This is a genomic window from Bradyrhizobium sp. CCGB20 (assembly GCF_024199855.1).
Classification (GTDB): domain Bacteria; phylum Pseudomonadota; class Alphaproteobacteria; order Rhizobiales; family Xanthobacteraceae; genus Bradyrhizobium.
In genome coordinates this window covers 1707207-1722124 of sequence record NZ_JANADN010000001.1, presented here as the reverse complement: position 1 = coordinate 1722124, position 14918 = coordinate 1707207, and the positions used below count along the sequence as shown (strand labels likewise).

The following is a 14918-nucleotide window of genomic DNA, read 5'->3' as shown; positions in this document are numbered from 1 at the left end:
CGGGGCGCGCGTATCTCCATCATGGCCGGAGGCTGCGCTTCGGGGCCGGATACGTTGAAGTAGACTGGTTAGCTGTCAATCTCAGATCCCCTTGCAGACGGGGCGGGCCATACGTCCTTTGAGCAGCCGGTTCTCCAGGGTGAGGTCGGCCACGACTTCCTTCAACGGGGCCGTCTCACGACGCAGACCTCACCGGAGGTTGCTGCACGCGCGGTATCGCCCGCCAGGCGGCGCTTGCCAGCTTCGAGGAACTCTTTGGACCAGCCATAATACATCGAGGCAGGGATGCCTTCTCGGCGACAGAGCTCGGAGATATTCTCCTCGCCCGCAGTCCTTCCAGCACGATGCGGATCTTCTCTTCCGCCGAATATTGCCGGCGGGTCTGCGCGGCGAATGTCCTTTAGTACTTGTCCTGCCGGCACTTTGCCCGGTCCGGCTTTCTGCTTCATCTTCGCTGCGATCCGGGCAAGGATATCCGTAAGCCACGCCTGCGGGTCGATGCCATTCATTTTCGCCGTGACGATGAGGCTGTACATAGCTGCGGCGCGCCGCCCTCCGCGATCAGATCCGCAGAATAGCCAGGACTTCCGTCCAAGAGCGATGCCTCGCAAGCCCCGTTCGGCGGCATTGCTGGAGAGACACACGCGTTCATCTTCTAGGAACAGCGTGAAGCTCGCCCATCGCTTCAGCGATGTAGTTGAACGCCTTGGCCAGGTCGTGACCGCAAGACAGTTTGGCGAGCTGTTCGCGCACGTAGACCTGAAGGTCCTAGACCAGAGGCCAGCTCAGCGTCTGCCGCACCTGAAGACGCTCCTGGGGTCTCCTTCCATTGATAGAGCGCTCGATCTCGAACAGCGCATCGGTCCGCCTTACGACCTCGATCGCGATCGGCGAGAGCGGGATCTCCTTCTTGCCGGCGGCTCGGGCCAGCCCATCCCCGAGCGACCGCATGGAACGGTGCCGGCGCCTGGCTGATCTTCTCACAGTCGCGGCAGGAGAACTTTTCCCGGACCGTCTCGATCACCTTCTACTGGCGCCGCACCACTTCCAGCGTACGTGTCACGCCCTCGCCGAGCTTGTGAAGACGATTGCTGCCACAGCACTCGCAAGCCGTCGGCGGATTGATCACCACTCCTTCGCGCGGCAAGATGCTTCAGCTTGGCGATCTGCAGCTTCTGCTGCGCGGTCAGCGCCTCGTCTTATGCTTTCGCGCGGGCGACCGCAAGCTCGGCGGCAATTTCCAAACCTTTCGCGCGCTCAGCTGCCAGCGCCTCTTTCAGGGCGGCAACGTCATCCGGAAAGCGTCGCAGTCGCATTCATGCAACGCAGTGAATCACAGATTGGACGCATTGGGACTCCAGCATCGTCGAACGCGCCATCAGGCCACAAACAAGTACGAGAAAGAACAGTCTCTTCGCGGGCCGTGACGGCAGCGGGCGAACCTAGGCGACCATCGCGACGCTGCTGCAGACAGCGAAGATGAACAACGTCGATCCGTTCGCCTGGCTTACCCTCACGCTGCAGCGTATCGCGAACGGCTGGCCAAGCAGCCAAATCGACGCGCTTAAGCCGTGGAACTACGCCGCGTGAATGGCCTCAGCTTGCCGCTTACCCACGTGCCGTCGCCCCGGATCCGCGAGGTGAGCCACATGCTCAAGGCCATTCATGCCCAGCGCCGCGGCCGACGAGAAAGCCAGGACCGTCATCGCGGATCTGCGGGCAAAGCGGTATGGCCAAAGCTGCTGATCTCGTCGAGCAGGCGGTTCACGAGACGCTCACTTACTACGTCGTTCCGGACATTCATTGGTGGAAGATTCGAACGAACAATTCGCTCGAGCGCATCATGAAGGAGATCCGGCGACGAACCCGTATCGTCGGCGCCTTCCCCGATGGTCGATTCTGTCGTAACTTGGCGGCGGCCCGGCTGCGGCACATTGCCGGAACGGCGTGGCCGACCAAATGCTACATGAACATGCGACCGCTCTATCAACCACAACTCTCTGAAGCCGGAGCCGTCGCCTGATCAAAGTGCGAAAGATTCGGGACAGTTGCCGGAAGTCGACTGGATGGCTGGCGAGGAACACCTTCACACCCGAGGGGATCATACCGAACGCACCGCCCGGATCACCCGCTGCAAGTGCGCCTCGTCGAAGTCCACGCCGGCACGCACGACGACCTCGCCAGTGGCAATCTCGATCACTGCGCCTGCCAAGCCCCCACCACACCCTCGCAACGCGAGTGCCGCAAGCGATAATGCCGCTCGGCCCGAGCATCACGGCGCCAGGCAAACAGATGCGACGGGTGAATGCCGATCGGCGGGCGATCGCCGAGACGCTCGTGCCAGGCTCCAGCGCCTCTGTCACGACTTGCGCTTTGAACTCGCCCGACGAGCGTCGGCGAAGCTGCCGCGGCCCTCCCTCAAGACGGCCGGCGACCGCTTTGATCATATGGAAGGTTTGAGTTCCAGAACTAGGCGCAGACATAGAAGCTCACATCGGCTCACAAGCTCAGCAGCCGATACCCGATCGATCCCCACTCCGTCAGTCGGAGTCTCTTTGCCGCTTACGCTACGATGAATCAGAAATCCTCCCCCCGAAAAACCCTTCAACTTGTCTCACAAGCCCTGACGGCGAATAGAAACACCTAAGCCTGCAGGCTGCGCGGGCACCTGAGTTGATCGCGCGCATGATCGAGGCGCTCGTGGAGGCAGTCGGCTCCAGTCATGGGCTGATCGCCGGACACGTGACGCACGTCCCGATCGACCGCTATCACCATTACAAGACCGGCTCCCATTTGTCTTTGTGGCGGCGGGCACGTGCGGTGCCCTGACAGGTGGTGCTGACCCGCCCGATGGGCGAAGTTGGGGAACTGCTCGGGCATGCTTACCAAGGTCGCCGACGACATCGCAGACACGGTCGGCCGCGCCGAGGCGGCGCCGATATTGGCCAACAAGAGAATGTCTGAGGCCAGGCGGCGCAGCGGCGCGTCCGCCCCTGGGAGTTGCGGGATTGCGCTACGAACCGACGCACATGGCGATGCCCAAGGCGAGCGCTGCCTCACTCAGACGCCGGTTGATGGCCTCGGCGCGTGGCATGCCGCCGGTCAATGGAGCTGATCAGCAGCGGCGCCCGCATAGTCTTGCCCAGCAGCGAGGCGTCAGGTCCAACTCGGGCAATGCGCAGTGTTCGAACCGGATGTACTCAGCCGGCGGCGAACGTGGCCGGCGCCGTTCGCCGATCTAGCACGAGGTCCAGATTGCGCGGCTCAGGCGGTGTCGCTGATGCTCGCTCCATCCGTCCCATCGGGCGACGGCATTGCGTCGGATCGGACCGACGGCAGCGCGCGTACGCCGCCGGCTCCCGCGCGTTCAGGCCGGCGCACGGTAGCCTCCCCCGGCAGCGTCGCTGCGGTAGCGGCTGGTCGAGGTCTGATAGTACTGCGCGCGGATGGCCGCCATAGCCTCGATCAGCGGTCCCCACGGCGCGGGAAAGCGTTCTTCCGCCATCACCCGGTGCAGGATCCGCGTATGGCCGGCCAGCTCGTCGTTGAGGAACTCCACCACAGGCATAGCGGGATAGCGCTGCAGCAGCAGGATCGCCGCGTTGTCGGCCTCGCCGGCCGACCTGTCCTTGTCGCGTCCATGCAGATCGTTCTGCAGGCGCCCTACCGCGGAGATGAGCCGTAGGACCTGACGAAACGCCGGACGCGCGCGCAAGGTCGCCATGTCCAGTCCCCACAGCAACGACAGGCAACAGAACACGTTCGCGTAGGCGATCGAATCGATGCCGTTGTGCAGGTACTCGGCGTAGGACCAGCGTTCCGGGCCTGCCGCTTGCGCGTGTCCGGCGCGCAGCGCCGCGCAGTAGCACCGGGTATCGTCGAGAAGCTGAGCATAGTCGCGACGATCGTAGGCGAGCGCGGCCAGCGAAGCGCGCGCCACAGCGCAGCCCTCGAATCCGGGGAGCGCGCACGGCACGCCCTGCCCCAGCGCCTGCTCCACCGCGGCGAGCTGCTCCGGCGCGATCAGGCCAAGGTCGTTGCAATCGTCGAGCCAGAACAGCAGCGCCAGTTCGCGATAGAACGCCACGATCAGCGTTTCGTCCTGCGGATCGCGGCCGGTGCGGGCGCTGGTGTCGCGCAGGCTCGGGTGGATGCGCTGCAGGATGTACTGGCCGCCCTTGACCGCTTCGACGGCATGCTCGTCAGCGAACCCGGTCAGGGAGCGCCCCCACTCCAGCACCTGCTGCAGCGCGCGTTCGGTCTGGATCATTGCGCCGCTCCTGCTCCCTCGGCCAAGACGCGCCGCCCCCAACGAAGCGCCAGCCACAACCCCGCGAGTTCGGCCACACGCACGACCCGGGTGGGACAATACAGTTCCTTGCCGATCCACAGCGGCGTCTGCGGTATTGCAGGCGTCGCATAGCGGGCAAGCATCCACTCCAGCGCGCGCGCCACCGCCTGCGCGATGCGCCGGCGCGCGGTCTGCTCTTCGCTCCCGTCCATCACGTGCAACGCGAACAGCGCATAGGCGGTTTCCTCGAATGTGGACGCGCGACCGGCGCCCCAGCCGCCGTCGTCGCGCTGCGCCTGCAGCAGCGTCGCAAGCGCGCGCTCGTCGCGCCACTGGGGCTTGCCTTGCGCCAGCGCAGCGACCGCATGCGCGGTGGGATACAGCCACGAAACGTGCCATTTCTCGTTGTCCCATAGACCGTGCGGGTTGCGATTGGCCTCGACGTAGGCGCTGGCGCCAGCGGCGGGCTTTCCCAACAGTCGCAACGCATGCAGGGCATGGATGTTGGTCGACACCGAGGCATTGCGTTCGCCGGGGAAGGTGACGAACAGCTCGCCGATTTCGAAATGGCGCAGCGCGTCGACCGTCGGGTCGCGGCCTGCGAGGCGCAGGACGCACAACGCAACGGCGGTGTCGTCCGCATCGGCCGCGAAGTGCAAGGCGGGGCCGAGACCGCGCACGCCCAGGCGGGCGTCGAGCTGCGCGACGATCACGCGCACCGTCTCGGCGAGCGCGGCATGCGCGAACAGCCCGGCCAGATGCAGGGTGTACAGCGACCAGCATGGTTCGAACACATTGATCGGCCAGACGTTGGGTACGACACCATCGATGCCGCTGCGCGTCGCCCGCGATGCCGCCTGCAGATACGCCTCGGCGCGCCCGACCTGCGGCGTGCTCCCCTGTGTCACGGCGTGCGCACGCCACGCGGCGGTGGCCGCCGGACTGATGCCGATGCTGCCGTCCTCATCCGGGCATGCAGTGGTCGGCGATGTCCCCCAGGCTTCCCAGGAGTGCAGCAACGGATGGCCCCTCGGCAACATCGCCACCGCCCCTAGCTTGACCAGGCGCGCTTGCCGCAACGGCAGCAGCGCCGGGTAGCGTGGAAACGCGACGTCGCCCGGCAAGGATGCGGCTTCGCCGCAAAACTGCGGCAGGATCAGCTCCGCGCCGATCGGGGCATCTTCCGGCACCGCATGCGCGTAGGGATCGGGCTGGCGCTGAAGGAACCGGGTTGCAGCCTGGACTGCGTCGGTAGCGCCGGGGAGAGGACCGGCACGCTGCAATGCCAGCAACGCCGCCCACGTGGGCGCATGGCGGAACAGCGGGAAGTCCGCGCTTCCCCATCCGCCATCGGCCTGTTGCTGCGCGATGAGCCACGCGTATACGTCCTGCCGATTGTTGACGTTGGCGTGGAACTGCAGAGCTCGCGCCGTGTCGTAGACGGACGGACCGACGCTGCCGCCATCGCTCATCTCACTCAGCAGGTGGCGCAATTCGGATAGGATCCGTTCGGACAGCGCGTTCACGCGAGATGTTCCTTCTGCAGACACTTGACGAGAACCAGGATCGGGCAAACGCCGCGCACGTCGCCGCCCGCCGGATGGGCAGCGCCGGACGGCCGCCCTGCTCCGGCGCGGCGACGCGCCTCGATGCTGGCGCCGGTCTGCCGCATAGGCCGCTTGTGCGCATCCGTGCTGGGCAACCGCTGCGATTGCAGCCGCGGACTCGAACACAGTGCAGCATGCACCGCTGCCGTCCGCCGATAGCGGCGGCACAGGGGCGACTCCATGCGGACGGGCTCGCTCAGGCGCATGGCGCGTGCTTGAACAGATACGTGTTGGCCCGCTGCAGGATCTGCGCCAACCGTTCCGCACGCGGCCCCAGCGGGGCGATGGCCTCTCCGGCGTCGCGCAACAGATCGAGCGCGAACTGGCGCGCTGCCTGCAGCCCCATGATCGACGCGCAGGTCGGCTTCTGCGCCGCCGCGTCCTTGCCGGGGGTCTTGCCCAGCGTCGCGGTATCCGCGGTCGCATCGAGAATGTCGTCGATCACCTGCAATGCCAGGCCGAAACAGGCGCTGTAGCGATCGAGAGCACAGTACAGCGCAGCGTTTGCGGCATCTTCCGCGATGGCGCATAGCGCGCCCATGCGAACGGACGCGCACACTAGCGCGCCGCTCTTCATCCGGTGCATGGCCAAAATCCTGTCCAAGTCGACGTGCTTTCCAACCAGCGACAGATCCATGGCCTGTCCCCCTGCAGCGCCCTTGGCGGACACCGCCTGTGCCAGTTCGCGCACGAGCGCGATACGCTTGTCGCCCGGCGCATCCAGGTTCGCCAGGGTCAGGAAGGCGTGCGCCTGCAGCGCATCGCCGACCAAGATCGCAGTCGCTTCGCCGAACTTGACGTGCACGGTCGGAAACCCGCGGCGAAGCACGTCGTCGTCCATCGCGGGCAGGTCGTCGTGAACCAGGGTACAGGCGTGCATCATCTCGATGGCGGCGCCAACGTCGTCGAGCATGTGCGCCGGAGTGTCGGCCAGTGCACCGGCAGCCAGACAAAGCAAGGCGCGGGTGCGCTTCCCGCCATGCAAGGTGGCGTAGCGCATCGCCGCCAACAGCTCGGTCTCACCGTCGTCTTCGGCGCAGAGAAGACGAGCCAGCGCCTGTTCGACCCACTTTGCGCCCTCCTGCATCCAGATCTCCGGCAGCAGCCTGCCGGATGTGCCGCGCGCCTGCGCGCCCAATCCGCCGAGCGCGGAAATGTCAGTCCGGTCGTCGTATAGTGAGGAACCGGTCTGCATCTTCTTCATATCCTAGTGCCTGACAGGAAACGGCCACGGCGAGTGGCAAGTTGCCGAAATGTTGCAGGCGTCGCATCGGGTACAGCAAGGCCTGCCTCGCGACACGGGACATGTGATGCGATGCCAGCTCATGAGAATCCGATGCGAACTTTCATGGACGGATGTGCGATCGGGTAATAGCGCCGGCCTTTTTCAACGCCGTTCAGCAACCGCGGCCGTACCCCGGCCTTGTGCATGGTCAGCGCCAAGGCGATGCAGAACTGCACCAGTTCCAGCCATACCAGGTGGTAGCCGATGCAGACGTGCGGACCGGCACCGAACTGCAGCATGTCCACCGGTCGGATCGGCTCCGTGCGTTGCATCCACCGTGCCAGGCGAAACTGATCGGGAGCCTCGTGCAGCAGCGCGGAGGTGGAGAAATGCAGCAGCGGGATGCACATATCGGTGCCCGCGGGAATGCGCCGTTGGCCAACTTGCAATTCCTGTAGCGCGCGACGCGGCAGGAGCGTGGTCGCCGGATGCACTCGCAAGGTCTCGCGGAACAGCGCCTCGGCGACCGGAAACTGCGCCAGGTCCGCGTGCCGGGTCGGCACCGCGCCCAAACGTTGCGCCTCCTCGACCAGGGCGTCCCATAGCTCAGGCTGCCGCGCCAGCTCGATCACCATCCAGGCCATCGTCGAGGCGGCGGTGTCGTGGCCGCCAAGCAGCAGCAAGCGGATATTGGCGACCAGTACGTCATCGGAGAGCGCATCGTCGCTGCGATCGAGGGCGCTCACCATGTCGTTGATCAAGCCGGTGCGCGCGGCATGCGCCCGTGCGTCGCGGACGAACTGGCGCAACTGCGCGTCGATCCAGTCGCGGGCGACGCGGCCACGCCGCAAGGGCAGTCCGGGCAGGTCGACCGGGGGCGCCACGATCAACTGCAGTAGTTGCTGGTAGTTGCGATGCCACTCAGGCAGGTCCTGCGCGGGGATTCCCACCAGGCCGAAGATGAGCTTGAGCATCAGGTCGCCGGTTTCGCGCAGGATGGTTACCTTGCCGCGGTCACGCCACGCCTGCACCCGCGCCCAGATGACGGGCGCGAACAGCTCGCCGATGCCGGCCTGGGTCAACCCCTTAGGCAGTAACGCCGCCTTGATTGGATCGCGCGCCTGCCGATGAGCGCCGCTGTCCTGGACAACCAACGTTCCGCCGAACAATTCGGGCGCGATCTCTTCGATCAGCGCCGAGGACACTTCCTTCTGCCGGAGCAGTGCGAACGCATCCGGATCCACGCAGGTCATCAGGTGTCCGGCAGGGCCGAAATCCAGCCAGAAGTGGCTGCCCAGCGTCCGTTCGGCGCGCCTTAGCAGGCGCGGCAGGTCGCAGACAATCGCGGGAAGATGCCCGACCAGGGGGAAAGCGCCGGGCACCACCGGGATGTCGTAGCGCAGCCGGTGTCGGCGGTCCAGCGGGTTGAGCAGCATGTGCATCAGCAGTGCGGCGCCGCAGCCGCTTCGGCGCGGCCGAGGCGAGGCAGAAGCTGGTGCCGGCGCAGATGCCATTGCATGCACCCGTCCAGCTTGGTGAGGAAACGCCAGGTCATGATGAGATCCGGCTCAACCGCCTTGCAGCGGATCTGCGCGTGACCGTACTGGCTGGCGAGCGAGGCCGCCAGCAAGTTCATCGCCGCCTTCGACGCGGCCGTAGGACGTCTGCCCGATGTCACCCCCTGAGCCCCTGGCACGACGACATGTTGACGATCGCGCCACCGCCGCGGGCGATCATCCGTGGGATGGCGGTGGCGGCAGCAGAGCAGGGTGCCGCGCAGATTGGTCGCCATGGTCTGATCCCAGACCTTGCCGCCCTCGCGCGCGATAAGGAGGACGCATGCCTTACCAGTGCCGGCGCCGGTCACCACGGCCACCTTTCTTTCAAACCATCTCATCGTGTCCTCCTGGACTGCGATGGTCTTTCGCGGCATGCTGGTCGGCCTGCGCCGGAGAAGGCGCAGGGTCGGCGCTGGCGCGCTTGTCATCCCGAGCGTCGCTTTCGATGAGCCGAATGGCGGCGACTGGGCACTGGCTGGCCGCGAGTCGCACGGCGGCGTGCAGCGCCTGCGGCACTGTCGCCACGCACACTTCGGCAACGCCGTCCGGTTCGCGCTGGCGAAAGGTGGTCGGCAGAGTCAGCGCGCACTGGCCGAAGGTTCCGCACAAATGCTGGTCGACCACGACGCGCATCTCAGCCCCCCTGCGCATGCAGCCGCACCGGCAGCGCGCGAAACGTCCTAAGGAACCCCGAGGGCTCCCGAGTCGGCTGCTCGGCCAATGCCAGCCTGGGGAAGCGTGCCTGGATCCGCGTCAGGCTCTCGGCCAACTCCACCCGGGCCAGTTGCGCACCGAGGCAGAAGTGGATGCCGTGGCCGAAGGTCAGCATGATCTTCCCGTCAGCCGACATGCCAGGACTGGTGCCGTAGAACCGCGCGGGATCGAAGTGGTCGGGATCGCCGAAGGCGTCGGGGTCGCGATTCCCGGCCGCGATCAGCAGGCGCACGTCCGCGTTCTTCGGGATCACCACGCCGCCCAGTTCGATGTCGTGCTGGGCGATACGCGGAGTGGCGCTGAACAGGGCGACCGCGTCGCGGCGTAGGACTTCTTCTACGAATGCCTTCACACCGACGGCGTCTCTCTGCAGCCAGTGCCGCTGTTCGGGATACGCCAGCATGGCCAGGACCGCATGGTCGATCGTCGCAGCAGTGGTGGTGAAGCCACCCAGCAGCATGCCCCAGAGCATGCCGATCAACTCCGCATCCGACAGCGTCTCGGCATGGTCGTCGTGCGCGCCGACCAGCATCGACACGATGTCGTGGCGGGGTCCGGTGCGCTTGCGCTGTATGAGGCCGCCGAAGTAGGCCTGCACCTTGGCGCTGGCCGCGTCCGCCGCTGCGAGCTGGGGATTGCTCGCGTGCGGGTTCAGGCCTTCCAGAATGGTGCGGATGCCGGCGGCGAGCCCGAACATGTCGTCCTGGGGCATGCCGAACAGTTCGGCGAAGACCAGCATGGACAAGGCTAGGGCGAATTCCCGATGCAGGTCCACCACCTCCCCGCGCTCCAGCGCGGGCGCCATGCCGTCCAGGCGCGCTGCGACGATGCGCGCGATGCTCGGCCGCAGGTTCTCAATCTGGCCCATGGTGAAATGGCGCGAGACCAGCCGGCGCAGACGTGTATGCGTCGGTGGGTCCTTCATCGCTATCGTAGAGGCCAGCAGATTGAGCGACAGGCTGGTCGCCGCACGTGGGATATAGCGCGCCAGTTCGCCCGGCGCGGGTCCCCGAAACGCATCGCCCGTTGCCTCGAGCGCCCAGCAGATGTCGGCGTGGCGGCTCAAAAGAAAAAGGCCCGACGCCGCGCGATGCACCGGATCGTGGTCGCGCAACCACCGCATGAACGGATAGGGGTCGTGAATGCACGCTGGCGACGCCAGTTCGTCGAAGGCATCGCGGCAAGCTGCCGTTGTTTCTTTCGCGTCCATCTTGGTTACCTGTTGGTTGGATGATCTGACCGGCGCGAACCAGGCGCGTCCGGTAAATTGCGGAGAAGATCCCGATCCCCGGCGTCGACGCATCACCAGAGCACCGGCATCTCCTCGAAGCCGCCAGTGATGATCTCCTTGCGCAACTTCAGTTCTTCGGGCGCCACGGCGAGGCGCAGCCCGGGAAAGCGCTGGAAGATCGAACCGAACACCGCCTTGAGTTCCAGCCTGGCCAGCGCCCCGCCGACGCAGGAGTGCGGCCCGTGGGAGAATGCCAGGTGCGGCTTGCCATCGCGTCCGATGTCGAAAATTTCCGGGTCGTCGAAATGGCGCGGATCGAACGACGTCGCCGGTAGGCCGACCAGCACCTTGCTCTCCGCGGGAATATGCACGCCCGCGATGGTCACGTCGGTCCTCGGATAGCGCATGATGCCGTCCCAGCCGGCGCCAGGCGGGTACATGCGCAGGATTTCGTCCACCGCCTTGTCCACTAGGGATGGATCGCGGACCAAGCGTTCGCGCTGTTGCGGATGACGAAACATGGCCAGCAGGCCGAATTCGATCTGCGCGATGGTGCTCTCGTGCCCCGCCACCAGCATGCCCGCCGCCAGGCCGATCGCCTCCTCCTCGGTCGCCTTGCCCTGATCGACCGCCGCGAGCAGATCCGTCAGCAGGTTGTCGCCCGGATCCTGGCGCTTGTCCCGCATCTTGCCGCGAATGTAGACGCGCAGCTCTTCCCAGGCCAGCCGCGACGCGCTGCGCGGGCCGCTTTCATGCTGATGCGTCATCACCTCGTCGGACAGGCCAGCGAAAAAGGCGTGATCCTGGTAGGCCACGCCCATCAGCGCGCTGATGACCATGGCCGGAAGCGGAAAGCAGAGGTGGCGCCGCAGGTCGGCGGGCTGGGGCTGGGCCGCCAGCGTGTCGAACAACTGCGCGGCGATCGCCTCTACCTCCTGCGCAAGCAGCTTCATCCTGGCGTTGCTGAAGGCCGGCGCCACGATCGCGCGTAACCGGGAATGCTCGCCCCCCTCGTGCGAGACCAGCCATCCCGGCGAACCGAGAATCACCGAATCCGGGGTGAATGCCACCGGCGGCATTCCCGCGGGCCGGAAAGCCGCGTCGGACAGCACCGCCTTGGCCTCGTCGTAGCCTGTCACCCACCAGCCTTCGTGCCCGGACGGGAAGCGCACGCGGTGGATCGGACCGTTGGCGCGTAGCGCCAACATCTCAGGCGAGGGCTCGATGTGATCGACGCGCCACATCGGCAGCGTCGGCAAGGGTTGTTCGGACATGGTGGCACTTCACTCTCTAAGCGGAAGGTGACCGGCAGGCGCTGCGGCGAGGATGACGTAAGACGGCATGTAGACGACGTCCTCCGCGGCGATGGTAGGCGCGAGATCCTCCAGCCGCACGAACAGCGCGGGGAAGGCGCATCGCAATTTTAGGCGCGCCAACGCAGCGCTCAGGCACGCCCTAGATCGACTGACCGTAGGGATTGGTGAAGGAGGTTCGACCGTACCCGCCGCCGACGTGTCCGCCAACATAGCCTCCGGACTAGCCCACACCGCCGGTGGCAGTTTCACTCCTGGCTCACGGTCTGCCGCTTTGGTTGCACCGCTCGCGACGAGCACAATTGTTGTGGCTGCCAAAAGAAGAACTCTAGATCGGATCCAACACTTCCCTGCATTTTCTCTGTTCACAACCGAGCGGCAAGTCATTGCCACAGCAAACCGTCGGAACCGACCAGGCGCGAACAGCGACGCGTGGCGTGTCCGTCCCGAAGACCGTCACACCGCGATTGGTGATGATGCCGTGAACAGAGCAAATCGCGTGCCGAAGTGAATTCGCAGGCTCAGCAGGCACTTCGTAGCGGCGCGTAGTGTCAGGTTTCTGGCATTGAGTCTCAATGCCGACAACCGGCGCAGCAAGTGCCCGACAAAGCCTGCTCTCGCGCTGAATGTGCGGGGCAGCCCTGGCGCTATATTTCAAGGATGCGGATTGGCTGCAGCAGGTCTGCCGGAAACACTCCGATGTCGCGGTAGCTATCCGGAAAACGAAGCATACCTCTCGGACATTTCGCTGGGTTGCATGTCGCATGCGGCCGAGAACTTTCCCGACCGCTTCGGCATCAAGGTAGACGATAGATTCCTGAAGCTGAGTTCGGATCCGCTTGGTCGGTAGCACGACGAGCGCGAACCCGGTCACGTGCGGGGGCAACGGTAAGAACTGGGAAAACGGGCGTGGCGGCTGGGGCGCCGCGGACTCGCTAGGCACGTAGCCAATGCCGCATGAGATGTGAGCTTGACGAGCGCTAGGTTACTGGCTGCTGGCTTGTCATATTTGGTTGCGACACGCCGACATTGCTTGATCTTGTGGCGCGCCTTATGGATCTGGGAGCGCTGGCTCGCAGCGGTCGAACCAAAGGTGCGGCGGTTCGCCTTCGACAACGCTTTGGCGCCGTCGGCGATGAACAGTCTTGGCACCGTCGGGTCGAGCCCGCGCGAGACCAGGTTGTCCAGCAGGGCCTGAACCGTTGCGGCATTCTCGGTCGCCCCTTCCACCTGCGCCAGCGGATGCTTGTTGCCTTCGCCGTCAACCCCGATCGCGGCGACCAGCACGAGATCGTCGCCGAGATGCAGCCCATCGATTTGGACCACCAGAAAGTCGAGCGCGGACAGGTCGGCAGCCATGAAGTCGGCCAGCCGCGCCGCCGACAGCGCTACGAACCTCCGCGAGGCCGCCGACTTCGAAACTCCCGATCCGAGCGGTGCCGGCACGTCGGCAGCCGGACAGCGCGGCCGAACCGGCGCGTCGACACATTGATCAGCATCAGGTTCATCGCCCAGCGACCGAGCCAATCCTCCTCCGCCGTTTCCCAGCTCGGGATCGTGACCTCGCGGCCGTCCACCCCGCCCGCGGACGCTCGACCTCGATCTTGCCGCCATGGAAGCCGATCCGTCCCCGCGTTCGGCCCCAACGGTGCGCCCGCCGCGCCGCGTCGCGACCGTGGCGCGGCCCGCAGACCGCCGTGACGTCCGCCTCCATCATCATGCCGAGCGCCTCGATCCCTGCCGCAAGGCAGAACCGATCGAAGCTCGCCCGCACTTCTGCAAACGCTTCGTCCACAGCCCCGGTCGCAGGCCAACCAGCTGGTGTGATATCTCTCGTCATGGCCTTGCTCTCCTTTGTGGAATCAGCACCCCGAGCCTACCGGCTGAAGGTGGGCAACGCCGACCTCTTCAGAAATTCAACAGAACCCGGGACATCCCCTGCTGCGCAGGAACGGGCTCCGCTTTGTCGGACAATGCATAACGTGCCAGCGCGACATCGACGATGCGATTGGCCAGCGCCGGAAAGCCCAGGCCCGCCGCGCGGGCGGCGAGCACATACGAAGCGCCCTGCCCGAGCGCCGCCATGGAATTGATTTCCAGCACGAACGGCTGTCCGGCGCGGTCCACGCGGATATCAACGCGCGCATAATCGCGGCAGAAGCACGCGCGGAACGTCGCGACTGAAATGTCACGTAGCCGCTTTGCGAGGTCCTCGTCCACGAGGGCCGGACATATTTTCTCGGGTTCGGCCACAGCGCGATGCGACTTGTCCTCCCAGGTGATCAGGCGAACGGGCCGGTCGACGAAATCATGCTCTACCAACGGCAGGGTCTCGATCACCTCGTTGCCGAGCAATGCGACGCAGATTTCGCGGCCGTCAATGTACTCTTCGACCAGCGCGTCCTGATCGTATTGCGCAACGATCGCGTCCACGGAAGGCTTCAACAGAGCCGGCTCGTGCACGAGCTGCAGACCAAAGCTCGTCGATTCGTGACGCGGCTTCACCACCACCGGAAACTGCAGCTCGCGGATCGCCTCGGTGCCGTACCGCATGACTTGGAAATTCGGCGTCGGGACGCCGGCAGCACGGATGAGCTCCTTGGTGATCACCTTGTCCAGGGCGAGCGCGTGGCCGAGCGGGCTCGACCCGGTGTACGGAACGCCTGCCATCTCAAGCATGGCCGGAACATGCGTGTAGCGGCACTCTCCCTGAATTCCGTAGGCCATGTTGAATACGATGCCTGACGGCCGCCCCTGGCGATCCGGCGGCATGAACCGCTCCAGCGTGGCGAGCAGGGTTTTGTCACCCTCGCAAAGGAGGGTTTCATGCCCTCCGTCGCGCAGGGCCGCCATCACGTTTTCGACGGCGTTGCGCCCGTATTCCTCGGGACATATCTGTCCGAACCGGTTGATCACTCCCAAACGATCGCTGTTCCAAACGACAGCTGCGCGCATGTCAGACTCCAATTGATATTCCA

General features: G+C 65.4%; 13 protein-coding genes and 5 pseudogenes. 3 read left to right on the top strand and 15 right to left on the bottom strand.

Translation table 11 applies throughout. The annotated features are described in order from the left end of the window. Window positions 1-102: 102 nt before the first annotated feature. Window positions 103-449, bottom strand: a pseudogene (locus NLM15_RS07930) (transposase); the annotation flags it as partial. A gap of 3 nt (window positions 450-452) precedes the next feature. Further along, window positions 453-1316, bottom strand: a pseudogene (locus tag NLM15_RS07925) (transposase); the annotation flags it as partial. 37 nt (window positions 1317-1353) lie between these two features. Between NLM15_RS07925 and NLM15_RS07920 the strand changes: the two are divergent. The 3 genes and pseudogenes from NLM15_RS07920 to NLM15_RS07910 all read left to right on the top strand — a co-directional run. Beyond that, window positions 1354-1590 (top strand): annotated as a pseudogene (locus tag NLM15_RS07920) (transposase domain-containing protein); the annotation flags it as partial. 139 nt (window positions 1591-1729) lie between these two features. Next, window positions 1730-2023: a transposase gene (locus NLM15_RS43955; RefSeq protein ID WP_375166824.1), complete on the top strand. Its 294-nt coding sequence runs from the start codon at window positions 1730-1732 to the stop codon at window positions 2021-2023. Window positions 2024-2685: 662 nt separating this feature from the next. Then, the gene (locus tag NLM15_RS07910) at window positions 2686-2829 is read left to right on the top strand and encodes a hypothetical protein (RefSeq protein ID WP_254124744.1); all 144 of its coding nucleotides are present in this window, start codon (window positions 2686-2688) and stop codon (window positions 2827-2829) included. Between the two features lie 90 nt (window positions 2830-2919). On the opposite strand, the pseudogene NLM15_RS07905 reads toward NLM15_RS07910, so the two are convergent. The 13 genes and pseudogenes from NLM15_RS07905 to NLM15_RS07845 all read right to left on the bottom strand — a co-directional run. Continuing rightward, window positions 2920-3315, bottom strand: a pseudogene (locus NLM15_RS07905) (type 2 isopentenyl-diphosphate Delta-isomerase); the annotation flags it as partial. 52 nt (window positions 3316-3367) lie between these two features. Beyond that, the gene (locus tag NLM15_RS07900) at window positions 3368-4270 is read right to left on the bottom strand and encodes a hypothetical protein (protein WP_254116423.1); all 903 of its coding nucleotides are present in this window, start codon (window positions 4268-4270) and stop codon (window positions 3368-3370) included. Beyond that, window positions 4267-5817, bottom strand: coding sequence for a hypothetical protein (locus NLM15_RS07895; protein ID WP_254116422.1), 1551 nt, complete (start codon window positions 5815-5817; stop codon window positions 4267-4269). The genes NLM15_RS07900 and NLM15_RS07895 overlap by 4 nt, the downstream gene beginning before the upstream one ends. After that, window positions 5814-5963: a hypothetical protein gene (locus NLM15_RS07890; protein WP_254116421.1), complete on the bottom strand. Its 150-nt coding sequence runs from the start codon at window positions 5961-5963 to the stop codon at window positions 5814-5816. Before NLM15_RS07890 ends, NLM15_RS07895 begins: the two co-directional genes overlap by 4 nt. 131 nt (window positions 5964-6094) lie before the next feature. Further along, window positions 6095-7093: a polyprenyl synthetase family protein gene (locus NLM15_RS07885; protein ID WP_254124176.1), complete on the bottom strand. Its 999-nt coding sequence runs from the start codon at window positions 7091-7093 to the stop codon at window positions 6095-6097. A gap of 128 nt (window positions 7094-7221) precedes the next feature. After that, on the bottom strand, window positions 7222-8565 hold the full coding sequence (locus NLM15_RS07880; protein WP_254116420.1) for a cytochrome P450: 1344 nt from the start codon (window positions 8563-8565) through the stop codon (window positions 7222-7224). Next, window positions 8565-9020, bottom strand: coding sequence for an SDR family oxidoreductase (locus NLM15_RS07875; protein ID WP_254116419.1), 456 nt, complete (start codon window positions 9018-9020; stop codon window positions 8565-8567). The genes NLM15_RS07880 and NLM15_RS07875 overlap by 1 nt, the downstream gene beginning before the upstream one ends. Further along, window positions 9007-9315, bottom strand: a complete 309-nt coding sequence (locus NLM15_RS07870) for a ferredoxin (RefSeq protein ID WP_254116418.1) — start codon at window positions 9313-9315, stop codon at window positions 9007-9009. The genes NLM15_RS07875 and NLM15_RS07870 overlap by 14 nt, the downstream gene beginning before the upstream one ends. Before the next feature lies 1 nt (window position 9316). Beyond that, window positions 9317-10606 (bottom strand): cytochrome P450, encoded by a 1290-nt coding sequence (locus NLM15_RS07865; protein ID WP_254116417.1) that lies wholly within the window; start codon window positions 10604-10606, stop codon window positions 9317-9319. Between the two features lie 92 nt (window positions 10607-10698). Continuing rightward, window positions 10699-11901: a cytochrome P450 gene (locus NLM15_RS07860; protein WP_254116416.1), complete on the bottom strand. Its 1203-nt coding sequence runs from the start codon at window positions 11899-11901 to the stop codon at window positions 10699-10701. Between the two features lie 9 nt (window positions 11902-11910). Then, window positions 11911-12063 (bottom strand): cytochrome P450, encoded by a 153-nt coding sequence (locus NLM15_RS07855; protein WP_254116415.1) that lies wholly within the window; start codon window positions 12061-12063, stop codon window positions 11911-11913. Between the two features lie 918 nt (window positions 12064-12981). Beyond that, window positions 12982-13780: pseudogene (locus NLM15_RS07850) on the bottom strand (transposase); the annotation flags it as partial. A 68-nt stretch (window positions 13781-13848) separates the two neighbouring features. Beyond that, on the bottom strand, window positions 13849-14895 hold the full coding sequence (locus NLM15_RS07845; RefSeq protein ID WP_254116414.1) for an ATP-grasp domain-containing protein: 1047 nt from the start codon (window positions 14893-14895) through the stop codon (window positions 13849-13851). Window positions 14896-14918 lie beyond the last annotated feature (23 nt).